The sequence below is a fragment of the Alphaproteobacteria bacterium HT1-32 genome (assembly GCA_009649675.1).
Lineage (GTDB): Bacteria > Pseudomonadota > Alphaproteobacteria > Rhodospirillales > HT1-32 > HT1-32.
Genome location: WJPL01000001.1, coordinates 479,209 through 502,363, shown reverse-complemented (window position 1 = coordinate 502,363; position 23,155 = coordinate 479,209). Strand labels below are relative to the sequence as shown.

Annotated in this window: 20 protein-coding genes and 1 tRNA gene; 11 read left to right on the top strand and 10 right to left on the bottom strand. The window is 56.0% G+C overall.

From position 1 onward, the window contains the following. Positions 1-78 precede the first annotated feature (78 nt). Entirely contained in the window at positions 79-1,062 is a 984-nt protein-coding gene (locus tag GH722_02310; GenBank protein ID MRG70588.1) for a hypothetical protein, read from the top strand. 80 nt (positions 1,063-1,142) lie between these two features. Here GH722_02310 and GH722_02305 read toward each other — a convergent pair whose 3' ends face one another. Beyond that, positions 1,143-1,661 carry a winged helix DNA-binding protein gene (locus tag GH722_02305; protein MRG70587.1) on the bottom strand — a complete coding sequence of 173 codons (519 nt, stop codon included), beginning with the start codon at positions 1,659-1,661 and terminating at the stop codon, positions 1,143-1,145. Positions 1,662-2,122: 461 nt separating this feature from the next. Here GH722_02305 and GH722_02300 point away from each other — a divergent pair, with 461 nt between their 5' ends. The 6 genes from GH722_02300 to GH722_02275 all read left to right on the top strand — a co-directional run bounded on the left by GH722_02300 (position 2,123) and on the right by GH722_02275 (position 11,411). Then, on the top strand, positions 2,123-4,165 hold the full coding sequence (locus tag GH722_02300) for a molybdopterin-dependent oxidoreductase (protein ID MRG70586.1): 2,043 nt from the start codon (positions 2,123-2,125) through the stop codon (positions 4,163-4,165). 132 nt (positions 4,166-4,297) lie between these two features. Continuing rightward, entirely contained in the window at positions 4,298-4,585 is a 288-nt protein-coding gene (gatC, locus tag GH722_02295) for an Asp-tRNA(Asn)/Glu-tRNA(Gln) amidotransferase subunit GatC (GenBank protein ID MRG70585.1), read from the top strand. Beyond that, positions 4,585-6,054 carry an Asp-tRNA(Asn)/Glu-tRNA(Gln) amidotransferase subunit GatA gene (gatA, locus tag GH722_02290; protein MRG70584.1) on the top strand — a complete coding sequence of 490 codons (1,470 nt, stop codon included), beginning with the start codon at positions 4,585-4,587 and terminating at the stop codon, positions 6,052-6,054. The genes gatC and gatA overlap by 1 nt, the downstream gene beginning before the upstream one ends. Before the next feature lie 4 nt (positions 6,055-6,058). Beyond that, positions 6,059-7,522 (top strand): Asp-tRNA(Asn)/Glu-tRNA(Gln) amidotransferase subunit GatB, encoded by a 1,464-nt coding sequence (gene gatB, locus GH722_02285; protein ID MRG70583.1) that lies wholly within the window; start codon positions 6,059-6,061, stop codon positions 7,520-7,522. Between the two features lie 369 nt (positions 7,523-7,891). Beyond that, positions 7,892-10,297, top strand: coding sequence for a PAS domain S-box protein (locus GH722_02280; protein ID MRG70582.1), 2,406 nt, complete (start codon positions 7,892-7,894; stop codon positions 10,295-10,297). A gap of 148 nt (positions 10,298-10,445) precedes the next feature. After that, a complete protein-coding gene (locus tag GH722_02275) occupies positions 10,446-11,411 on the top strand; it encodes an MBL fold metallo-hydrolase (GenBank protein ID MRG70581.1) in 966 nt (321 codons plus the stop codon). Between the two features lie 212 nt (positions 11,412-11,623). Here the strand turns inward: GH722_02275 and GH722_02270 are convergent, their stop codons facing one another. After that, complete coding sequence (locus GH722_02270; protein MRG70580.1) at positions 11,624-12,343, bottom strand: DUF533 domain-containing protein; 720 nt, start codon at positions 12,341-12,343, stop codon at positions 11,624-11,626. A gap of 182 nt (positions 12,344-12,525) precedes the next feature. Between GH722_02270 and GH722_02265 the strand changes: the two genes are divergently transcribed. Next, positions 12,526-12,618, top strand: a tRNA-Ser gene (locus tag GH722_02265). Positions 12,619-12,959: 341 nt separating this feature from the next. Here the strand turns inward: GH722_02265 and dgt are convergent. The 3 genes from dgt to GH722_02250 are packed head-to-tail and all read right to left on the bottom strand — an operon-like array spanning position 12,960 to position 15,749. Further along, on the bottom strand, positions 12,960-14,294 hold the full coding sequence (dgt, locus tag GH722_02260) for a dNTP triphosphohydrolase (GenBank protein MRG70579.1): 1,335 nt from the start codon (positions 14,292-14,294) through the stop codon (positions 12,960-12,962). Beyond that, positions 14,291-15,367, bottom strand: a complete 1,077-nt coding sequence (locus tag GH722_02255; GenBank protein MRG70578.1) for a DUF4917 family protein — start codon at positions 15,365-15,367, stop codon at positions 14,291-14,293. The genes dgt and GH722_02255 overlap by 4 nt, the downstream gene beginning before the upstream one ends. Continuing rightward, the gene (locus GH722_02250; protein MRG70577.1) at positions 15,360-15,749 is read right to left on the bottom strand and encodes a hypothetical protein; all 390 of its coding nucleotides are present in this window, start codon (positions 15,747-15,749) and stop codon (positions 15,360-15,362) included. Before GH722_02250 ends, GH722_02255 begins: the two co-directional genes overlap by 8 nt. Before the next feature lie 205 nt (positions 15,750-15,954). Between GH722_02250 and GH722_02245 the strand changes: the two genes are divergently transcribed. Then, entirely contained in the window at positions 15,955-16,389 is a 435-nt protein-coding gene (locus GH722_02245) for a PACE efflux transporter (GenBank protein ID MRG70576.1), read from the top strand. 31 nt (positions 16,390-16,420) lie between these two features. Here GH722_02245 and GH722_02240 read toward each other — a convergent pair whose 3' ends face one another. Continuing rightward, on the bottom strand, positions 16,421-17,014 hold the full coding sequence (locus GH722_02240) for a GNAT family N-acetyltransferase (protein MRG70575.1): 594 nt from the start codon (positions 17,012-17,014) through the stop codon (positions 16,421-16,423). 120 nt (positions 17,015-17,134) lie between these two features. Here GH722_02240 and GH722_02235 point away from each other — a divergent pair, with 120 nt between their 5' ends. Together GH722_02235 and GH722_02230 are read left to right on the top strand one after the other, a co-directional pair. Continuing rightward, positions 17,135-17,833: a methyltransferase domain-containing protein gene (locus GH722_02235; protein MRG70574.1), complete on the top strand. Its 699-nt coding sequence runs from the start codon at positions 17,135-17,137 to the stop codon at positions 17,831-17,833. Further along, complete coding sequence (locus GH722_02230; protein ID MRG70573.1) at positions 17,830-18,684, top strand: ChbG/HpnK family deacetylase; 855 nt, start codon at positions 17,830-17,832, stop codon at positions 18,682-18,684. Before GH722_02235 ends, GH722_02230 begins: the two co-directional genes overlap by 4 nt. Here GH722_02230 and GH722_02225 read toward each other — a convergent pair. The 4 genes from GH722_02225 to GH722_02210 form a co-directional block, all read right to left on the bottom strand. Beyond that, positions 18,656-19,078 (bottom strand): hypothetical protein, encoded by a 423-nt coding sequence (locus tag GH722_02225; protein MRG70572.1) that lies wholly within the window; start codon positions 19,076-19,078, stop codon positions 18,656-18,658. The two genes, GH722_02230 and GH722_02225, sit on opposite strands and share 29 nt — an antisense overlap. Positions 19,079-19,080: 2 nt before the next feature. Then, on the bottom strand, positions 19,081-20,238 hold the full coding sequence (locus tag GH722_02220) for a hypothetical protein (GenBank protein MRG70571.1): 1,158 nt from the start codon (positions 20,236-20,238) through the stop codon (positions 19,081-19,083). Beyond that, positions 20,169-20,804, bottom strand: a complete 636-nt coding sequence (locus GH722_02215) for a methyltransferase domain-containing protein (protein MRG70570.1) — start codon at positions 20,802-20,804, stop codon at positions 20,169-20,171. The genes GH722_02220 and GH722_02215 overlap by 70 nt, the downstream gene beginning before the upstream one ends. 66 nt (positions 20,805-20,870) lie before the next feature. Further along, the gene (locus tag GH722_02210; protein MRG70569.1) at positions 20,871-22,937 is read right to left on the bottom strand and encodes a hypothetical protein; all 2,067 of its coding nucleotides are present in this window, start codon (positions 22,935-22,937) and stop codon (positions 20,871-20,873) included. Positions 22,938-23,155: the final 218 nt, after the last annotated feature.

Genomic DNA, 23,155 nt, shown 5'->3' with positions numbered 1-23,155 from the left:
TGCATTGCCTGTCTTCGGCTGTTCGGATCGAATGACCGGGCAAAGACAACCTGTTGCACGGAGGATGGAGAGAAAGAGTTGAGCGAAACGCTGCCCGATATTCCCCTGATCGATCTGCGAAGCCGCTCTACTCCGCATATGGTTGAAGTCTGCCCGGCGCTGATTGACGATATTCTGTATTCAGCCACCAGACATTATTCCCGACCGGGAATTCAGATTGCCGATATGATCTCCCGTCGCTGGCTGGCCCGCTGCGATACCCCCTACAAATATGAAATTGCGGAAATCGCCCGCCGGGTCGCCCGTCCGGGGGTGACCATGCTCAATCTCAGTTTTGAATGGGCCTGTACCACCTCAGTGAATGAAGACCCGCTTGCCGGGGGAATAAGGTTGTTGCGGACGCTGGACTGGCCGCTGGATTCGCTGGGTCGAACGCTTGTCGCGCTTATCATGACCGGCCGGATGGGGGATTATGTCAGTATCACATGGCCCGGATTTGCCGGGGTTCTGACGGCGGTGGCAAAAGGCCGTTTCGCCGTTGCCATCAATCAACCGCCATTGCTGCGAACAGGATTTGGCCGCCCGGCAGACTGGATGGCAACCAGGGCGCGTGTCTGGATGCGGAATGCCCTACCACCGGCTCATCTGCTTCGCAAAGTGATGGAAGAATGCGCCAGCTTTGATGAGGCAAAAGAGATGCTCACCCGGACACCGGTTGCCCTGCCGGTATTCTATACCCTTGCAGGTCTTCAGCCGGGGCAGGGATGTGTCATCGAACGCAAGGCTGACAGTGCCCGGATACGGGAAGGTATGGTCACAGCGGCCAATCACTGGGTTGACTTCGATCATCCGGGTGACCGGGGTCGCAACAGCGAGGACCGGCTGTCGGCTATGACGGAGCTGAATACTGCGACAGAGCCGATGGGCTGGCTGGTCGCTCCCGTTCTTAACCCGGATACCCGTGTTGCGTTCGAGGCCAATGCGGCAACCGGAGCCTTTCGGGTTCAGGGATGGGAGAGCAGCGGCCCGGCAACGAATATTCTTGAAGGGACGGCTTCCTGACGCCCGGTTATCCCGGGCGGAAGTTGTTTTCCGTCAGCCGTGCAGTCCGGAATCGGTTACAGCCCGTCGCGGTGCGATGTTCAGAGATCGCCGAAATCGATGTAATCAGTATAGCTGCGTTCCAGACGCCGGAGCAGTTTGGTGCCGGCCTTGACCTCGTCCACATCGACAATCTCGCCGACAAACCGTTCAGCCAGCTGGCCTTGCAGGGTACCGATCAGTTCGCTGACCTGTTTTCCCTTGTCGGTGAGACAGATGGTGAAGGAACGCTTGTCATGCGGGGCGCGTGTCTGGGTCAGAAAGCCCAGATCAACCAGCTTCTTGATATTGTAGGAAACGTTCGAGCCGAGGTAATAGCCGCGGCTGGTGAGATCGCGGATGACGATTTCCTCCTCACCAATATTGGCCAGCAGCATGGCCTGCACGGCGTTGACCTGATTGATCCCGTTATTAATGAGTTCATTCCGGACAACATCCAGCAGCCGCCGGTGCAGCCGTTCAATCAAGCGCGTCAGATCAAAATATTCTTTTGTCACGGTATGAAGCGTACCCGTAACCGGGTTGTCCGACAAGGCTTCGCCGTCTGATGTTGTTGTCATTGATGCTTCAACTCCGGTGAAATCAGGTCCGGGAAAGTTCGAGCGGAAGCGACTCTCATCGCTTCCGCTCGCCGACGAAAGATGCGTGTGGGGTAGGCGTGGCTCGGAGGGTCATGAGCCGCTCGCACTCTCGTCAGACTTTCGTGACCCGTTGAGCAGGTTCCCTCTCGCCTTTGCCGCAGGCGGGGAGGGAGGATCGGCTCTACCGGCGAGTCGTAAGTATTTATACGGTATTGTTGTTTGTCGGTAAACAGTATTCTAATTTAAATATTATATGTTTATTTAATAACAATAATAATAAAATATATATAAAATTTTATGCAACTGCTCTTGAAGAGCCTGATTGGTCCCGGGTTTCGGGTTCAAATGGTGCTGTCTGGCAAGTCCAATTCCGGGCTATATCAGTGCGAATGACGGATAGCCCCCTGTTTTCCGCGCGCGACAATTCTATGGAGACTCCGATGCCTGACGGTGCGTCAAAACTGACTGAAAAACCGAGTGTCTGTACGCTGGATTGTCCGGATACCTGCAGCCTGACCGTCTCGGTGGCAGATGACCGGATCGTCAAGGTGCGGGGATCGCGGGCGAATCCGATGACGGACGGCGCAATCTGTTCGAAAGTTTCCAATCTGACGCCGGAATTTGTCCATGGGCCGGATCGTATCCGGACGCCGCTGCGCCGTACCGGACCGCGTGGCACCGGTCAGTTCGAGCCGGTCAGCTGGGATCTGGCGCTGGACCTGATCCATGAGGGGCTGTCGCAGGTGATCAGCCGGTATGGTCCGCAGGCAGTTATCCCGTTCAATTATGCCGGACCACACGGCATTCTGGCACAGGATTCCATGTCCCTGCGGTTTTTCAATCGTCTCGGTGCGTCCCACCTGATCCGGGATTCGCTTTGTGGCGGTGTTCGCGGACGGGCTGTCGCCTCTGTGCTGGGGCGGGTTCCCGGTGCGACAATGGAGCAGGCGGCGAAATCTGACCTGATCATTGTCTGGGGCAACAATGCGACCTGCTCGAACCTGCATCTGGTACGCCATATCAATGCTGCCCGGCGACAGGGGGCAAAGCTGATCGTCGTCGATCCCCGCCGGGTGAAGATTGCTGCGAAGGCGGATATGCATCTGCCTGTCCGGCCGGGGGCGGACGTGGTTCTGGCCTGGGCGATTGCAGCGGAAATTGAACGAACTGGCGGTGTGAAGACTGCATTTATAGAACAGCATGTTCTGGGTGCGGAACGGTTCCTTGGTGCTGCAAGAGACTGGACGCCGGAGCGGGCAGAAGACGCAAGTGGGGTGCCGGCAGAAGATATTCGTGAAGCGGCCCGTCTGTATGTTGCGGCAGAACGCCCGGTCATTGCCATTGGCAACGGGCTGGAGCGGAACCGGAATGGCGGTTCCGGTATCCGGGCAATCTGTGCGCTGCCTGCACTGGCGGGAAAGTTCGGTGTGGAAGGGGCGGGACTGATCTATTCCGCCAGCGCGATCTTTCCCCGCACGCCGGACCGGCTGCACCGCAGCGATTTGTCTCCGGCGGGAACGCGCATCCTCGATATCGTCGATCTGCCAGGACATATTCTGGATGACAGTCTGGACCCGCCGGTGCGGGGGGCTGTGATCTATTCCCATAATCCGGTCATCGCCCTGCCGGATCAGGCGCAGGTCATTCGTGCGCTGATGCACCCGGATCTGTTCACGGTCGGGATTGAGGCCGCGATGACAGACAGCATGCTGTATTGCGATGTTGTGCTGCCGGCCTGTACCAGCTTTGAACATGCCGATCTGTATGCGGCTTATGGCCAGAATTATCTGCAACGGGCAGAGGCAGTGGTCCCGCCGGTAGGGGAAAGCCGCCCGCTGACGGATATCTTCCGCAGCCTTGCCGCCCGGTTCGGGTTCGACGATCCGGCCTTTACTGCCAGTGACGAAGAACTGATGGATGATGCGCTTGATGCTACTGACCCCCGAATGGCTGGGCGCAAACCCAGCAGCATACGTGCAGGTGAAGCCGTGCCGATGCTCTGTGACGGAGAGGTGCCGGTGCTTTTCAGATCGACCTTTCCGGCAACGCCCAGTGGTAAAATTGAACTCTGGTCAGACCGGCTCGCGGCTGAGAGCGGTCAGGGACTGCCGGGGTTTGTGCCGGTAACGGATGCCTATCCGCTGGTTCTTATCAGTCCGGCCTCTGACCAGCGTGTAACCTCGACCTTTGGTGGCTGTGCGGTCAATGCCGGGATGCCGCTGCTGGAAATGCATCCTGCGGATGTGGCTGCCCGGGGGCTGACGGATGGTACGAAAGTCCGGGTCTGGAATGATCTGGGGGAGGTGCATCTGATGCTGAAAGTGACGACGGGGGTACGGCCCGGTGTTGTCTCTTCTGACAAGGGTGCCTGGATGAAAACCAGCGATAACGGCCAGACGGTCTCGGCACTGGCTCCGACCGGTCTGGGTGATCTCGGCGGTGCCTGCTTCAACGATGCCCGTGTCGATGTTGGTGCGGTATAGCTGCCGTCCGGCGTCAGACCTTTCCCGGGCATAAACCGGCTTCCCATTCTTGCGCCCTGCAGGGGCGGGTGATAGTTTCCCCAGCTTCCGGTTAATTTACCGGTTTACCTGCAATTTCTGAAGTGTGAAGCCATGTCGCTGGATCGCGAAGCCGTGAGCAAAATTGCCTATCTTGCCCGTATCGAGGTGCCGGAAAGCCGCCTTGATGGACTGGCAGGGGAACTGGACAATATCATCAACTGGGTCGAGCAGCTGGCTGAGGTCAATACCGATAATGTCGAGCCGATGACCCGTGTCGGCGACCGCAAGATGCCCATGCGCGACGACGTGGTGACAGATGGCGAAAAGCAGGCAGATGTCACCGCCAACGCGCCGGTGTCTCAGGATGGCTTTTATCTGGTGCCGAAGGTGGTCGAATAATGAGTGATATTCTGGATCTTTCACTGGCCGGTGCCCGTGATGCGATGGCCAATGGTCAGCTGACATCACTCGAACTGACAGATGCCTATATCGTTGCGGCCGAGCGCGCCCGCGACCTGAACGTTTATATTACGGAGACTTTTGACCGGGCCCGCGACGGGGCCAAAGCCTCTGATGCACGCCGGGCGAAAGGCGAGGTCGGGCTGGTTGAAGGTCAGCCGCTGGCGATCAAGGATCTGTTCTGCACGGAAGGCGTTCTGACCACGGCGGCCTCGCATATTCTCGACGGCTTCACGCCGACCTATGAATCGACCGTCACCGCCAATCTGTGGCGCAACGGCGCGGTAATGCTTGGCAAGACGAACCTGGATGAATTCGCCATGGGGTCATCCAACATGACCAGCTATTACGGTGGTGTCCGTAACCCCTGGAAGACCGGCAACCGGGACCTGGTGCCGGGCGGATCATCCGGCGGATCAGCCTCTGCCGTTTCCGGTTATGCGGCAATTGCGGCAACAGGTACGGATACCGGCGGCTCGATACGTCAGCCCGCCTCCTTCTGCGGTATTGTCGGCATCAAGCCGACCTATGGCCGCTGCTCGCGCTGGGGGACGGTTGCCTTTGCCTCGTCACTGGATCAGGCAGGGCCGATGACGCGGACGGTGCGGGATGCGGCGATCATGTTGCAGGCCATGGCCGGGCACGACCCGAAGGATGCGACATCGGATGAGCGTGCGATTCCGAATTTCGAGGCCGCGCTGACCGGTGATATCCGTGGCATGAAGATCGGTATCCCCCGTGAGTATCAGCTTGATGATATGCCGGAAGAGATCAGCAAACTGTGGGCGCAGGGGCGTCAGTGGCTGACCGATGCCGGTGCCGAATGCGTCGATGTATCGCTGCCGCATACAAAATATGCGCTGCCGACCTATTATATCGTTGCCCCGGCAGAAGCCTCCTCGAACCTGGCCCGTTATGACGGCGTGCGGTTTGGCCTGCGGGTTGAGGGCGACAGCCTGGACGAGATGTACGCCAAAACCCGGGCTGCCGGATTTGGCGATGAGGTACAGCGCCGGGTGCTGATTGGCACCTATGTGCTGTCTGCCGGCTATTACGATGCCTATTACATCAAGGCGCAGAAGGTACGGGCCCTGATTGCCCGCGATTTTGACGAGGTCTTCGGCAAGGTGGATGCCATTCTGACCCCGACCGCACCCAATGCGGCCTTCGGTATGGGCGAGCAGATGGATGACCCGATCAAGATGTTCCTGAACGATGTCTTTACCGTGCCGGCCAATCTGGCCGGTATTCCCGGCATGTCGGTACCGGCCGGCCTGTCTGCGGAGGGGCTGCCGCTCGGGTTGCAGATTCTCGGTAAAAGCTTTGACGAGGAAACAGTCTTCCGCGTTGGCGATGTGCTGGAACAGGCGGCGGGCTTTACCGCCAAACCATCCTGGCTGGAGGGCTGATCAGATGGCGTCCTATATCATTCAGGGTGAAACCGGCGACTGGGAAGTCGTGATCGGTCTCGAAGTTCACGCGCAGGTCGTCTCCAACGCCAAGCTGTTTTCCGGCTCGTCCACATCCTTCGGTGCGGCACAGAACAGCCATGTCTCGCTGGTCGATGCGGCGATGCCCGGCATGCTGCCGGTGATTAACCGGAAATGCGTTGAACAGGCGGTCCGCACTGGCCTCGGCCTGAAAGCTGCGATCAACAATTACTCGATTTTTGACCGCAAGAATTACTTCTATGCAGATCTGCCCTTCGGCTACCAGATCAGCCAGTTCCAGCAGCCTGTCGTGGGTGAGGGAACGGTGGTGCTGGATTTCGAAGACGGCTCCACCCGCGAGGTTGGTATCGAGCGGTTGCATCTGGAGCAGGATGCCGGCAAGTCGATCCATGACCTGCATCCGACACAGTCGGCCATCGACCTGAACCGGGCCGGTGTTGCGCTGATGGAAATCGTCTCAAAACCGGACATGCGCTCACCGGAGGAAGCCGGGCTTTATCTGCGCAAGTTGCGCTCGATCCTGCGCTATCTCGGTACCTGCGACGGCAATATGGAAGAAGGTTCCATGCGGGCCGATGTGAACGTCTCCGTTCGCAAGGTCGGTGACACGGAACTGAACACGCGCTGCGAGATCAAGAACGTCAACTCCGTCCGGTTTGTGATGCAGGCCATCGAGATCGAGGCCGAGCGCCAGATTGAAGTCTGGGAGAGCGGTGAGGAAGTCCGGCAGGAAACCCGGCTGTTCGACCCGAACAAGGGTGAGACCCGGTCCATGCGGTCCAAGGAAATGGCCCATGATTACCGTTATTTCCCGGACCCGGACCTGTTGCCGCTGGAACTGGACCAGGACTGGGTGGATGAGATTGCGGCCAGTCTGCCGGAACTGCCGGACGAAAAGGCTGACCGCTTCACAACGCAATATGGCCTGTCGGCCTATGATGCCCGTGTACTGGTTGCCGAACGCGAGATCGCTGAATATTTCGAGGTCGTTGCCGAGGGGCGCGACGGCAAGCAGGCTGCCAACTGGGTGACCGGAAATCTGTTCGGGGCGCTGAACAAGGCGGGGCTGGATATTTCTGACAGTCCGGTATCTGCGGCCAGCCTCGGCAAACTGCTCGACCTGATCTCGGAAGATGTGATCTCCGGCAAGATCGCGAAGAACGTCTTTGAGATCATGTTTGCGGATGGCAATGATCCCGATCCGGCGAAGATCGTCGAGGAAAAGGGCCTGAAGCAGGTGACGGATACCGGGGCCATCGAGGCGCTGGTAGATGAGGCGATCGCTGCCAACCCGGACAAGGTCGCTGAAATCAGGGCTGGTAAGGACAAGCTGAAAGGCTGGTTCGTAGGGCAGGTGATGAAAGCCAGCCAGGGCAAGGCCAACCCGGCGATGGTCAACGAGCTGCTGGACAAGAAAATCGGCTGATGAGCCGACCTGAAACAGCAGGTTTCAGGTCGGGTAGGTGACCCGCTGATAGCGATTTCCCCGGATGAAAGGGGGGCTCGAACTGTCCGTTTTGCATGGAATGTTGCGCGATTGCGCCCGTGCAGATTTGGGATAGCCTGTCATCATGAGTGAACTGGATGATCCTACCGGAAAATACTTACAAGGTTTCAGTGGCGATACATTTGGTTAATCTTCTATATTGAAGGGGGAGGCTGGCAAATCTGAATGATGAAGAATGGTAAAAATGGCTTCTCAATATGGCAAGGTGAGCGGGTTTTTTCCCGTTAACGGACATTCGGCAGGCAGTTATTTTCTGATATCTGTGTGCCGGTTTGTTTGTGTTGTCCGATGAGTTTCCTGCCTGATCTTTCCGGTTTCTTTGCGTTTGCCTATGACGCGGAAAGCGTGCTTCCCGCGACTTACAGTCCGCTTCTCGTGGTTGTTTCCTTTCTGATCGCCGCACTGGCCGGTTTTGCTTTCATTCATTTGTCGCACTGGATTGCCGAACAGAAGACTTCTTTCGTCCGTTCCTGCTGGATTGCCGTTGGCGCCCTGATTATGGGGCTTGGCATCTGGGCGATGCATTTTGTCGGCATGATCGCATATCAGCTTCCGGTTCCGATCATTTATGATCCGCTTGCCACGGCGGCCTCGGCCCTGCCCGCTGTTATTGCCAGCGGGCTCAGTCTGCGGATGGTTGCGAGATCGCAGGTCAGTCATCTCCGGCTGGTTCTGGGGGGCGTTATCTTTGGGGGTGGTGTCGGGCTGATGCATTACACCGGCATGGCGGCGATGGATGTGGAAGCCTTCGTTCGTTATGATCCGATGCTGTTTACAGCCTCGATACTGGTTGCTGTCATTCTGGCAATTTGCGCGCTGTGGATGGCGCGCCGCAGAACCCGTGGCCCTTTCTCTGTTACCACGCTGATCCGGGAACTCTATTCAGCCGTCCTGATTGGCAGTGCCGTTGCAGGTATGCATTACACGGCGATGAGTTCGACCCTGTGTTTTTCATTGGGGACAGAACCCGGTGAGATATCCGGTATGGACGCTGATCTGCTGGCGATCCTGACCACGATTGTGGCGACAATGGTTCTGCTGGCCGGCATAGCCGCCGTCATTTTCGATCGCCGTCTGACCATTGCCATCCGGAAACAGGAACATGCCGCTGACTGGGCTGAAGAAGCTGATCGCCGTCTGACAGAAGCTGTTGAGGCGATGTCAGGAAGCCTTGCGCTGTTCGATGCTGACGAGGCTCTGGTTTTCAGTAATTCGCATTTCCGGGAGGCCTATGGCTTGCAGGATGCTGCGGATGGTCAGGTGCTGTCATATCAAAACGTCCTGAACTGGCATGTTGCTGAAAAGCAGGCATTTCAGGACACTGCCGGAGAAGCCTCGCAGGACGTCGTGCAACGGTTGAGGGACAGCCGGGAGCAGGGCGTTCCGGTTACGCTGGAAGGTCGCAACAATACCTGGTCGATGATCCGGCAGCGCCGGACGATAAATGGCGGCACGGTTTTCCTCTGTACGGATGTGACGGATATCCGGCAGACCGAGGCATTGCTGCTGCAGCAGCAGAATCGTCTGCGCCTGATCATGGACAATGTGGCAGATGCCGTTCTCACGATCAGTTCGGACGGTATTATTGAATCCTACAACCGGGCTGCAGAACGTATATTTGGTTTTTCAGCCGAGGAGATGATCGGCGCGTCGGCTTCCCGCCTGATGGCCCGTGGACAAAATACAATACAGGGCAACCGGTTCGGACAGTATCTGGAGAAACCGGACAGCCGTTCTCCGGACAGCGAAAGCTTTGAAATCGTCTGCCAGCACAAGACGGGCTATACGGTTTTCGTTGAAGCGGTGCTGTCGGAAGTCACAGAACATGGCCGCACGGTTATCGTCGGTGCCTTCCGGGATATGACGGAACGACGCCTGAATGCGATCGCGCTGGAAAAGGCCCGGACGCAGGCCGAGAAGGCAAGCATGGCAAAGACCGAGTTCATCGCTCATATGAGCCATGAACTGCGCACACCGCTGAATGCGGTGATTGGCATGTCGGAAGCCCTCCTGATGCTTGAAAGCCTCCGGACCGACCCGGTGCAGTTGCAGGAATACCTGACCGATATTCTTGCCAGCGGACGCCACCAGCTGACGCTTGTGAACGATATGCTTGATCTCTCCACCATTGAAAGCGGTGGTCGCTCAAAGACAATTGAACGGCTCGATATCTGTGCAGAGACAGAGAGTGTCATCCGGCCATTTGGCAAGTCGATTGAAAACAAGTCCGTGAAGATCATTCCGTTCCAGGCGGAACGCCCGGTTTTCATCATGGCGGACCGGCAGTCTTTCAATCAGGTTCTGATGAACCTGCTGAGCAATGCGGTGGAGCATGCCGGTGATAATATTGAGATAAGGATCAGCCTCGACGACCGCTCGTCAGAACAGACCGTCGGGCTCACAGTCACCGACAACGGGAAGGGCATGTCCGGGGAATTGCTGAAGCAGCTTGGTCAGCCGTTCCCGCTGATTCGCTCCGCCTATGTCCGCAGAGATGACGAGGCGTCGACGGCGAGTACAGGACTTGGCATGTCGATTGTCCACCGTCTGATGGAAATGAATGGCGGCAGGATCACGGTTAACAGTGCTATCGGTGGCGGCACAAGCGTAACGACATACTGGCCGCGCAGAGAGGTTGATGAACAGACGACCGTCGATACCGGGGTTGCTCCTGTCCCGTCGGCAGGTTGCTGACTGTCTGTGGTCGCAGTATTGCGAATGAAAATACCTACATAAATTCCCAAAATTATATTTTATCGATTATTGTTGATCTGATGCTGAAGCATACCAACCTCAGACATGAAGTCTGAAGATTCAAATTTGGTAAATCAGGGAGATAACGATGAGAAAACTAGTCTTGGCACTGGGTGCCACAGCCGCATTGATGACCATCTCGGCGACGGCAATGGCGCAGTCTGTAAAAGTCACGCCACTGGGCAGTCATGATGGCGAATTCTGCATTTTTGACAGGGCAATGCTGTTCGAGGATCCGGACGGGACACGCATTCTGTATGATGCCGGCCGCACCGTTGCCGGTGCCGAAGACCCCCGTCTCGGCAAGGTCGATGCGGTCCTGGTGTCGCATATGCATGGCGACCATGTCGGTGACCGGCATATTGCCGGGGTGAATTCCGGTGAATGCGGCAAGCCTGACCTGTCGGTTGTCGATGCGCCGAACACGAATGTAGTGAATATCGCCCTGGCGACGAATGCGGCCATCGTGACCGGCAGCGAGATGCCTGCTTTCTTTGGCAACAAGCTGAAGATGCTGGGGGGTGATCCGAAGAAATCGCAGCTTGTTCGCTTCGGTGCGTCCCGCAAGGTCGGTGGTGTGACGGTGACAACCGTGCCTGCGAATCATTCCAACGGCGTGCATCCGGCCTTTGTTGACGGGGAACTTGGCGAGATGCTGAAAGGCGCGGGTCTCAACGCCTATGTCGGCCCGCCGACCGGCTATGTGCTGACCTTCTCGAATGGTCTGGTCACCTATCTTTCCGGAGATACGGGCGTCGTGTCAGAGCAGAAGACGGTTGTCGCCGATCAGTATGGAGCCAAGCTGGTTGTCATGAATATCGGCGATGTCTTCACAACCGGCCCGAAAGAAGCAGCCTATGTGATCAATGACCTGATCAAGCCGGTCTCCGTCATCCCTTCCCACGCCAATGAAGTGGCGACAAAGGGCGGCAAGGTCGTCGCGGGCAGCAAGACTGAAACCTTCATGCAGGCGGTTACAGCCAAAACCTATCTGCCGATTTCCGGCCAGACGCTGTCGTTCGACGGTGCGGGAGCCTGCACGGACGGATGCTGACCGCAGACTGACAACTGGTGAATGATACAGCACGGCCCGGGCGTTTTTCCCCGGGCCGTTTTGTTGCCGCTGGAGCTGGATCAGGCATGGGTGGACGAAATCGCAGAATATTTCGAGGTTGCGGCAGAGGGTCGCGTTGGTCAACCAGTTGCCGGACAGAAAGATCGGCTGATCAGCGGGCTTGAGATGGCGCCAGCAGGCGACCGGTCTGGTCAGGCCTCTCCGGCACCCGCCTTCGCGGCGGACGCATGGTCGGTCAGCTGGCGCTGCAACTCTGCGGGCAGACGAAGCGCATCGCCGAGGCGTTCCATATAGCGTTGCTCCTCCGGGGTATCGACGTCGATTGTCAGGGCCGAGGCGAGGTAGAGTTCCGCTGCCTGTGGCTCGTCAGCGGCCAGACGGGCGACCGCAACCGGGTCGCTGTCACCGTCCAGCAGGTCAAACAAAAAGGCCTTCTCGTCTGCGGCAAGCTGCGCGGCATTGATCTGCTCACGGATGCGGCTGTTTTCTGTGGCATCAATATGGCCGTCGCTTTTTGCGGCACTGATCATTGCCTGAATCAGAGCGAGGCGCATGTCCTGACCGCGTTGATCCTGAATTTGAGCCGGGTCGAACCCGCTGTCAGCCGGTGCCGGCTCAATGGAGCGGATCGGCTGCGATGGTGCCTGCTGGCTGGATTTGTAGTTTTTGTAAGCCTGATAGGCGAGCCCGCCGACTACGGCCATGCCGCCATAGGTCAGCGCCTTGCCGCCCATCTTCCGGGCTTTCTTGCTACCAAGCATCAGCGCGACCAGACCACCCGCAGCTGCCCCACCGGCAAGCCCGCCGGGAAGCTTGTTACCAAGCTGGGAAGCCATGCCTGAAACAGAACCAGCGCTGCCCGCACCGGAGCTGTTTCCAAGAAAGCTGCCGATCAGTCTGTTGATATCCATGTCTGCTCATCCATCTGTTTTTCCGGGGGCCGGTTTGCGCCAACGGACAACAGATAGGGTAAGGACGGACAAAATCAATTACACGGATTTCCCCGCTTTGCGGGCTCAGTCGTTGACAGTATCCGGAACGGCCCATAAAAGACTTCCTCTCCGGTAGTGACTGATGTCGCTGCCGCGATTGCGGGCAGGTGGCTGAGTGGCCGAAAGCGCTCCCCTGCTAAGGGAGTATGGGGTTTGTAGCTCCATCGAGGGTTCGAATCCCTCCCTGCCCGCCACCAGCTTTCCGCGCCGCGAAAAGCTGAACAGAAACTCCGGCCTATCAAAAGCGGCAGCCGTTTCGCAGAAACGGCGAGAGCGGTGATAGCATGAACTCTTCCGACGCATGAGAAATTTACAGAGATTTATCTCCGTTCATACCTCAGTCCAAAACCATTTCAACCAGAGGCGCCGTCTCCACAATCGAACAGATCTAAGTTGAATCGCACTGCTGGGCTGGCAAAATGGCGTCGGCTTTGAGCAGCATAAGTTCCTGTGTTTGGCGGCTAACTGGGACTGGTTCAAATTCGTCTAAAAGCACCCTCTGCGGTGTTTGGGGTTCTGTTCATCTGCCCAACCTTTAAAGTTTGTCAAAAACAGAACCCATGCGAGGGCTAAAAAGCCGCTCATAGGTCTTAAGTAGATAGAGATCAGTCATTCCCGCGACATAGTCGCAAATGATACGCTCCTTAATGTCACTTTTCTCGTGGAGTGCTAGAGCGTCCTTGGGAAGAAGTCGCGTGGGATCAGATGCCATTGCCTCAAAAACAGAGACGACCATATTTTGCCCTTTGAATTCTAGGTGCTGGATGCTCGGATTGAATATGACCTGCTCCCGCACGACGGATTGCAGGGAATCTAGGAAATTTCTTCGTTCCTGTTTAATTTGTACGCGATAGCGAAGCAAAGGCTCGGAAAAGTTGCGATCTTCTACAATCTCTATTGCAGTCATGAAATGGTGAACGAGACGGCTTATACATCGCTTGCGCTTTGCACTGTCGCCGAACAACGTCCCCACGAAATGCGCATAAACATCGTTCCCACATTCGTCGGGGTATTTTTCCTTCAAAGCATCCAGGAATGAAGTGCATTTTTTGGGCAAAATAGTGCTTTCAAATGCTTCTCGGCTAAGAAGCCGCATGGCGATTGAGTCTTCGAGATCGTGCACTCCGTATGAAATATCGTCCGCAACGTCCATTATGCTGCAGTCGAGCGACTTATATTTCGTCTTATGATGTTTTTTCTCTTGCGTCGTTACGCTTTGAAACTCCGCTTTGTCGTCATCCAAAAGAGGCTTCAAAATCCAATCAACAACTTCGTTCTCTGAATCGAGATAGCATTTTGGCGGCTTGCAACTCTTTACATCAATCAACTCAATGGTGCTCGTCGAGGAATCTAGGGTCGGCTTCTGATTATTTGTTGCGTTGAACGAGGCGGGGTATTTCAAAACGCCTAGAAGAGTCCGCCGACTAAGATTTGCTCCCGCACTTTGTGAGAAATTTTCCAGTTTCGACAGAATGCGTAAAGTTTGCCCGTTACCCTCAAAGCCACCATTGTCGCGCATGCAATAATTCAAGGCGACCTCACCGCCATGGCCAAAAGGTGGATGGCCGAGATCGTGCGTACATCCAATCGCTTGTATTAGCGTTCTGTCAGGCAGGTGTGGGCATATTGGATGCCCCGAGTAGTCCTTGGTGATTTGATTTGTCAGGCCGCTGGCAATTTGCGCCACTTCGAGAGAATGAGTTAGGCGTGTACGGTAGAAGTCGCTGTCTCCCAAGTTGAGAATTTGGGTCTTTCCTTGCAAGCGCCGAAATGACGCGGAATGAATGACGCGTGCGTAGTCAATATCACCCGCTTCACGTGCATCTTCACCCTGTTGTTGCCAGCTTTCGCGTCGATCGTACCAACTCATGCTTGCCCCCATACGTTGGCGGTCGCAGAGTCAAAGAAAGCCAACTCTAGGGGGTTCCGATCTCCTCTTTGCGTGGCGATTGCTTTGGCTCGAGCAATGATTTTTATATTTGTCTCGTTGTTTGGATCACCAAAAAGACCCACATACAGTTTCTTGAAACGACCACGACCCAGACGTCTAAGAATGTGATCGTCATTTCTGGCAAGTGAATGCCCAAAGATAAAGAAGCAATGATTTTTCTGATCGGCATTAGACGTCATGACCTTGAAGCACTGGTAAAGGTAAGCGTTATGGCGGATTTTCTTCTTCTTTTTGGCACTTGTTCCTTCTGCAACAAAGAGAGGAAATTTGTCTGCGGCAATAGCTTCTCGGGCCTGATCGACAAGCGGTTCGCCTTTGCGCACCCAAGTGTACTTCTGAAGCTCGGCGCCTGCATCAAACAGGTGCAATGCTCCGTGTAAGAAATGAACGTTTGCTGAGTGTGCCGAAGTCTCTCCCTGCCACACAACATAGTCAGCATCGGGGTCGTCTTCGTCGTTCCCGAAACTATCGTTTTTCCTTAACGGAACTGCGTTTGCATCAAATGGATTGTCCTCGTGCATAAGCGTCCAATAAAGAAGCAGGTCGTAGTTCAGTGTGAAAACATGCCCCCCTTTTTCCGAGGCTAGGAAGTGACTTAAGAATTTTCGGCATGACCAGAATTCGGGATCATTTATCGAATTGGGATTTGGCGGATGATTTCCTGCAATAGTTGTAATTAGAATCTCTTTCAGCGCCTCTGCGTGCTCCAGCATTTTCGCCGACCCGGCTGCAGTTTGCGGCGCATAAATTGGGAACAGCTTTGAGGCGTTTTCTAGTGCACGAATTGCAATTTCAAAGTCTTGCGTCTCAAGCGTTTCAAAGACTGCGGTAACTTCAGGTATCGCCGAAAAATCGGCTTCTCCGTAGAGAGAAGCATAGTGGAAAATTTCCGCACGGCATCCAATGCTGAAACCATTGCCAAGCAACAGGTGGCGCTTTGAGCAGCCATTACTTTCTAAAATCGCTGCGTCGAATGTGATGATATCAGGCATCGGCGGCATCCTCCTCTTTGATTTTGACGCGGCGCTTGCCGGTGAGAAACTGCTGTATCAGTGCGGATTTTTCGCTTCTTAGTTTTTCCAGCGGCAATGTTAGAGGAAAGCTACTTGAGATGGGCAGGGATGTCTCGTAGTGTTTGAAAATTACAACATAACCTACTTTTAGTAGTTTCGGGCATCTCCCGAGATCATCCGCCTGGCCGTGATGATGTATGTGCGTTTCCCGCTGTGCTGCGGAAACGCCGGGTCCATCATCATTCGCGCCCGAACTGACAGTGACATCTGGACGCGAATTTCGTGCGGACAATAAGCTGGCCGCGGGCCCAATAACTGGGGTGAGAATACATAGCAGCCCTTCGTAATGCGAAAGTATCACCGGACCCAGAGCCTGGCATAGTGTCAGCCGTTTCGCAGAAGTGGCGAGGGCGGTGACGGTCTGAACTTCTCCCCCGGATGCCCGACGGTATCCCGCAGCCCCCTTGCCTTACGGAGTGCAGGTTATATATCTCCGGCAAGCGAGGACGACCTCCCCATTTCGGACAATATTTCGGGACGACCCGAAGAAAAAATGAGGAGTCGATATGCGTACCACCGGGGACCGCATTCGCCATGCCATCTGCTTCGAGATTTTCGGCCTGATCATCGTAACGCCGCTTGGCGCCTGGGCGTTCGACCGGACGATGCAGGATATCGGCCTCGTCGCCTTCGTCAGCGCCGGCATCGCTGCCCTCTGGAACTATGCCTACAACCTGTTGTTCGATCATATGATGCTGCGCGTCACTGGCTCCGTCGTGAAGACGATCCGGGTGCGCATGCTTCATGCGGTTCTGTTCGAGGGCGGGCTGCTGATTGTCCTGATGCCTTTCATCGCCTGGTATCTGGAGGTCACGCTGCTGCATGCCTTCGTTCTCGACCTCTCCTTCGCCGTCTTTTTCCTGATCTACGCCTTCATTTACAACTGGCTCTACGACATCATCTTCCCCATCCCCCAGCCATCCCCCGCTTCCGGAGATTAGCGGCGGGGCAGGGTATGGCCCTGCACCGGTTTCACAGACCCTCGCGGGTCCAGAATTGCATTGGTTTCGGAGTTTCGGTGGCCTCGGCGATGTCTTTCCAGCTGAAGCATGTGATGAGGTCGGGCCGGGGCTGGTAGCCGCGTTTCTTCCAGAATGCGTCGAGGGGGCCATAGTCGGTCGGGCGCATGGGATGGGTATCGGGGCGCTGGACGGCGCAGAAGGCTGACCGGCTGAAACCCAGCTTGCGGGCGTGCGCTTCGCGTTCGTCAAAGAACCGGTGTCCGGCACCCTGTCCGCGCCATTCCGGCAGCAATACGGATTCCGCGCAATAGAACCAGTCAGCCGGATCATGGCCGGCATCCTCAAACGGTTTACGGAACTCCGGATGCTGGCTGGCAAGGGGGGCGCCTGTCGCGGCTCCGACGATCTGATCGCCGGCATAGCAGACCACAACAACATGCCCGTCTGCCTGCATCAGTGTCCGCAGATACCGGTCCTCGTACTCGATGCTGCCGTCATAGAGATACGGCCAGTCCCGGAAAACCGAGATCCGCAGCCGGGCGATGTCGGGGATTACGGAGTCCAGTGCACTGCCTGCAAGCCGTCTGAAAATCAGACCAATCATATCCGATAGGTTCCGTTGCTGTCTTTCATGAACGTGAAGTTCGGTCTTGTTGTAGCATTTGCTATGATGCATTCATCAGATGATATTAGCGGAAACCCCTGATGGCTGGACAATCTGACGATGAGTATTGATAAGAAAAAGTTCTGGGACGAGAAGATTATCGGCTGGGAAGTTGGCCGGTATGATCAGAAAGACGAGGGCGGCAAGTTGCTTGAGACTTCGGCCAATCGTCTGAGTGAGTCCCTGCGGTTCCGGATCAGTCTGGCGCGGGAAGTGATTGCGCCGATATGCCGGGGCAAGCATGTCCTCGAACTGGGGTGCGGCTCTGCCCGCCTGATGCCTGATTTCATGGCGGCAGGTGCTGCGAGCTATCACGGCATTGATATCTCCACCGCAGCCATAGATCAGGCGCAGGAACGCGTTGTGTCCGGCGGATATGGTGACAATGTCAGGCTGACGGTTGGCGGGATCGACGCAGCAGCCGGTACAGATGCAGATATTGTACTGTCGCTCGGCCTGCTGGACTGGCTGACGGATGATGAACTCCGCAAGCTGTTCAGTCTGTCGAAATCCATGATGTTTTTCCATGCAATTGCCGAGAAACGTTGTTCTCTGGCCCAGTATCTTCACCGGGCCTATGTCCATCTTTCCTATGGTTACAGGTCGAACGGGTATGTCCCGCGATATTATTCGGTGTCGGACATAGAAGCCCTCAGCGGACTGAGCAGTTCAGAAGGGCAGGTCAGTTTCTATCGGGATCCACGGCTGAGCTTTGGGGCCATCGTTCATAACCTTCCAGAGGTCAGCAAACCGGCATGATGCGAGCAGACCCCGTCCCGGTCATTGTCTGTGCGGATGATTTTGGCCTGTCGCGGGGCGTAAATGCCGGCATTCTGGAACTGGCCGAGGCCGGTCGCATCTCTGCTGCCGGTTGCATGACGGGGCTGCCTGCATTCGGCGCGGATGCCGGCAGGCTGAAGACTTTTCAGGGCCGGCTTGATCTTGGTGTGCATCTGACCCTGACCGATCAGGAACCTCTGACATCCATGCCGGTTCTCGCACCGGCCGGGAAGCTGCCGTCACTCGGGACGCTGTTGAAGCTTGGGCTTGCCGGGCGTCTGCCCGAAGACGAAATAGAACGTGAAATCAGCGCACAGATTGACCGGTTTGCAGAACAAATCGGACGTCTACCGGACTTTGTGGATGGCCATCAACATGTTCAGCAGCTACCCGGAATTAACCGGATATGCGTTGATATTGTTGCCCGTCTGGATGCGCCGGAGAGACCCTATATCCGGGCCTGTAATGACCGTCTTTCTGCAGTTCTCAGGCGTGGCCGGTCCGTTGGTCGTGCGCTGGCTGTGGGGATGTTTGGACATGGCCTACGCCGTTGCGCAAAACGCCATGGTTTGCAGACCAATAGCGGGTTTTCAGGGTTCTATGACTATTCGGGAGCCGTCGATTTTGCGGATGCTTTCCCGGATTTTTTGACAGCGGCAGTGCCGGGCACTCTCGTTTTCTGCCATCCCGGCCGCAGCGACGCGGAACTGGCTGAGCGTGACAGCCTGACAGTGCAGAGAGACCGTGAACTGGCATTCATGGCCGGGCCTGCCTTTCCGGACCTGCTGGCAAAGGCAGGCGTCAGACTGGCGCGTTTTCGTCCGGATTGAGGGTTTTGTCTTTTGGTGTGCGGAAGACAAAATGCTTCATGGCGAAAAAATTGAACAGGAAGCAGAGGCTGTCAGAAATTATTTTTGCAGTCAGAGGTGAATACCCCACCTGTTCCGTAAGAAAGATAAACATCCCGATCGATAGAGAATAACTGACCGCATAAAGTGCCAGAAACCGGCCGCCATCCCAGAGAATCCGGTCTGGCGTTTCACGCCGGAAGCTCCATTTCCGGTTTATCATGAAGGACAGAAGCCCTCCGGAAATCCGGGCGATGGCCTGAGCGAGAACAGGGATGCCGGTCAGGCTGAGTACCAGCCAGAAGGTGAGATAATCTGTGGCGGCCGATCCGACGGCAGCGCCGGAATACTGGCTGAAAGACTGTAGAATTTTCATCGTCAGCTGGCGTTTTGTCTGGCCAGGGACAGGATGATGTCAGCCGCTGCGGAAGCGCCGTCTGGTGGTGCCTGCATCTGTCGGCAGGCTTCGTCGAATTTGTCATAACCGGATAAAAGTCGCGTCAGATCGTCGATATAGGTTTCTTCTGTTCCCATGATGCCGACGCCCAGTTCTTCAATCTCCCGTGCATTTGACCATTGCTCTGCATGCCGGGGGACAGGCAGGACGACGACGGGTTTTCGCAGACAAAAAACTTCACTGACGGCACTGAAGCCACCATTCACGACAATGGCCCGGGCGGATTCCAGCAGGGGCAGTGTGTTGGTGACCTTGCCGAGATAGCGGATCGAACTGTCGGGAGCCAGCCCGCTTGTCATATCGCGTCCGACAATGTCGACCGGCAGTCCGAAGGCATTGCGTTCGATCTCGACCGGCGTTCCGAAATGTGAGCCGCTGAGCATGATGACAGCGCGGTCGCCACTGGCACCACTGGCCTGTTCTGCAATGAAGCCTTTCCGGACGATCGGGCCGACATGGACGATATTACCGCTGTCCGTATGGCGGTCGGGCATCATGGTCGGGCTGATGACAAGGTCGGGAATCAGGCGGTGGTAAATCGAATCTGGTGTCTCGACACAATAATACTGGGCCCGGACCGAAGAAGGGGCATCACCAAACCGCCGGTAATTCGCGCGGACAACATCTGCATTGTTCAGGGCAACAAGCGGAATGCAGCGTTGCCGCATCGGCGCAAAAACATAATCGGAGTCGGTGACGACAACGTCTGGCCGGTAGTCTTCGAGGATATCGTCGAGCATGCTTGCGTTTGCCCGCAAGGTGGCGAGAGCTGTGCCGACAGATGCCAGGGTCCGGGAAATACTGATCGAACCGTTATCGGCACCGTAATGTAATGAGCCGGTCTGGTAGACTTTCTCGATATCCGGATTGTTGCCGAAGTACCAGAGGCCATTGCCAGACGTGACAATACGAATGCGTGCATTTCTGTCGCGCAGGCGCTGAATGACGCCGTGACAACGGGTTGAGTTCCCGAGACCAAGACCGTTTACAAGAAGCAGAACCTTCACTGTCAGCTTTTCCGGCGAAATGAGGCAACAATGCTGAAAGGCAAGACAATCTCCTGATTTACAGTTTCCCATCCGCAGCGGTTACCCAACCGGCGCACGTCTTCGGGAGAAAACAGGGAAACTGAGAACCCGTGCCGACGATGAAACAATCGGTACAACCTGCCACACAAATTGTCCATTGGAAGAAGACAGGTCAAACCTCCGCCGGGGGTGGCATGCCTGGCTGCATTTGAAAGAACGATGTCCGGATCGGGGACAAATTCCAGAACCCCGGCCAGGACAATGACAGGATAGGCTGAACCGGTGATTACAGTTCCTGCATCCCCGCAGATTGTTGTAATCCGCCTGTCATCGATCAGGTCGAGCATCGGCTGGGACAGATCGACAGCTGTGACCTGTGTCGCGCCAGCGTCGAGCAGCACCCGGGAATAAAACCCGGCACCGGCTCCGAGGTCGAGAGCGGACTGGCCGGTCAGATTACCAAGACTGCGCTGAACGGCACGTGCTTCACGCCGTCGCAATATCTGCCATGCGGGATTGACGCCGGCCAATCTGTACCGGCGGGTCGATCGGGAGAAATGCTTCTCGACCGAACTCTGGTCAGGGATGCCTGGCTGGTTCGCTGCCGGTTCAGTCATCAGTTGTTCCTGTCGTGATGCATGCCGTTATGTATCATACAGGCAGCCGGGGATTGTCGGACTGCTTTAATCACAGAACTGGACGGTATCAGTGAAGCTGTGGTCGGATCGTTCGGTCGTCTCAACATACCCGAACCCGAATATTTTCAGGGTGGCTGTCCATTTACCGCAATTTTGCGGAATTTCAGATGTGGTCAGTGGCAGCATAAAGCCTTCAAGCCCGATGATTCCGGGAAACCTGCGTTGTATCATCACGCCGCTCTGCTCATGTCTCATCTCCAGCACAAGCCGCTCGGCATAAGGCGTCATGAAGCCGCGATACCCGTTCAGATCACCAACGACTGTGGCAACTGTCTTGCGGTTCTGATCACTCGTCCGGAAGCTTATCCCGAGTTCCACCGGCAGCGGGCTGTCAATCCGGAACGGCCCGGCGGCATGGGGCTGTGACATCAGTTTCCGGAACAGATATCGGTCAGTGTAATAATTGGCGAGGGTACGCAGACAGGCGCCCTGATAGGGAGGATAGGTTATGAAAAGGCGGTTTCCGGATGACCGTATGTCAGTGGGCTCGCTTTCAGCCCCGTGCTTTGCCAGTTGCTGGCGAAGCTTTCCCGCTGCAATTTCCGGACTGATTGTCTTGTCGGAGACAAAAACGGCGAGACAACTGGCGGGCTCTGACAATGAAGACTGGTCATAACCGATCAGCACATCAATGGCGGATGTCTGATTGCTGTCAATGAACCGGAATGAGCCGCCAACATCCAGAAAAAGGCTGGCTCCCATTCTGATATCAGCAGCTTTCGTCAGCCCGTGTGCCCTGATTTCGTCAACCAGATGAACGGTGTTCTGGTAGGTTTGCAGGGTGGCGGTATGCTGTTGTTCCGTCCAGTGGTAGTGATCACTGATCAGCAGGTGATTGTAGATATTGGCAAGGGCGGACCAGAGCAGCAGCCCGTATCCGGCCAGGGTGAAGCCCTTTCGCGGGGACGTCCGGTGTAACCAGACGACAGCCCCCGCCGCGAATGCAACCGACAGGGTTACCCACAGATAGTAGATATATCGCGGTTTGGCGGTAAATGTCGTGCTGCTGATCAGCAGAATAACCAGCAAAGCCAGTGTGGCTGCGAGAAAGAGCGGGTGATTTCTGTCTGTCGGGAGGGCGTTCCGCCGCACGAACCGCCAGCTTCCGGCAATTGCGACACAGACGGCCAGAAGCAGAATGATGTAGTTTGGCGTATTCAGAAAGATGTACAGGGCGAAGTATTTTGCAGCGGACAGATAGTTCCCGCTGTCGATGTTGTCGGTAAAATTGATGTTCGCATGATCAGCCAGAAGCATGGCGATTGCGGTGAGGTTTTCGAAAAATGTGACGGCGTTTTCTCCACCTGATGGCTGGATGTTCGAAAAGTCCAGTGTGACCGACCAGAAGACACCAATGCCCATCACGACAGTCAGGGGGGACAGGGTGATCAGCCAGCCTGACCAGGATTTTCGCATCTCCGGATGACGGTACAGGGCGGCATCAATGATCAGTGCAAGGCTGATCAGGATCGCCGGAATGAAGAAGGTCAGATGTGTGGATATCCCGACGACGATCATTGAGGCGGCAAGCAATGCGCCGGCAAACATCTTTGCGACGGACTTTTGACGCCACATCAACAGGGCTGCGGTCAGCAGCCCGCAGGTGGCTATGATCAGCCAGGAAGGATTCCAGTATGTTCGCGTCAGGCTGCTCGTCATCATCAGGTTCCCGAGCAGCACAGATATTGTAACAAGGCCGGCAAGCAGGCTGAACCGGCGATAGACTGCAATGGCCAGCCCGACAATACTGCCGATGCTCAGAATATTGATGATCTGCCAGCCCCGGCCGATCTCCTGCCCTTCCGGGAAGAAGACTGATGTCAGCCAGAGATAGACCGGGCCAGGTATACGTTGCGGGAAAAATTGCCGGCCGATTTCGGCGCCGAACTGCTCCAGCGGTTCCAGCCGTGCCCGGAAAATTGCCCGGTCTGACCACATGATATATCTGAACAGTTCTGTATCTGTGAGCGTCTTGCAGGCGAGAAACAGGATAATCGCCGACAAGATGGCGTAGATATAAAGAAACGTCTTTTCGGTTCTGCTCGTGATCAATGGTTCGCCTTTCGGACAAACTTTGCAGTTCGGCAGCCTGTGTACTCTGTGAAGGCTGAATTCATCCTGTTTCAGTATCATGCGGCCGGAGACCGCAGTCTGCTGAAAAACCTGATGACCGGCGCCCGTATTGCCTGTGCGAAGAGGCCTCCGGGAGGTTTATCCAAACGGCCAAACTCTGTCTAGACTTCCTTCTGTCGGAGAGTACAAACCTACTT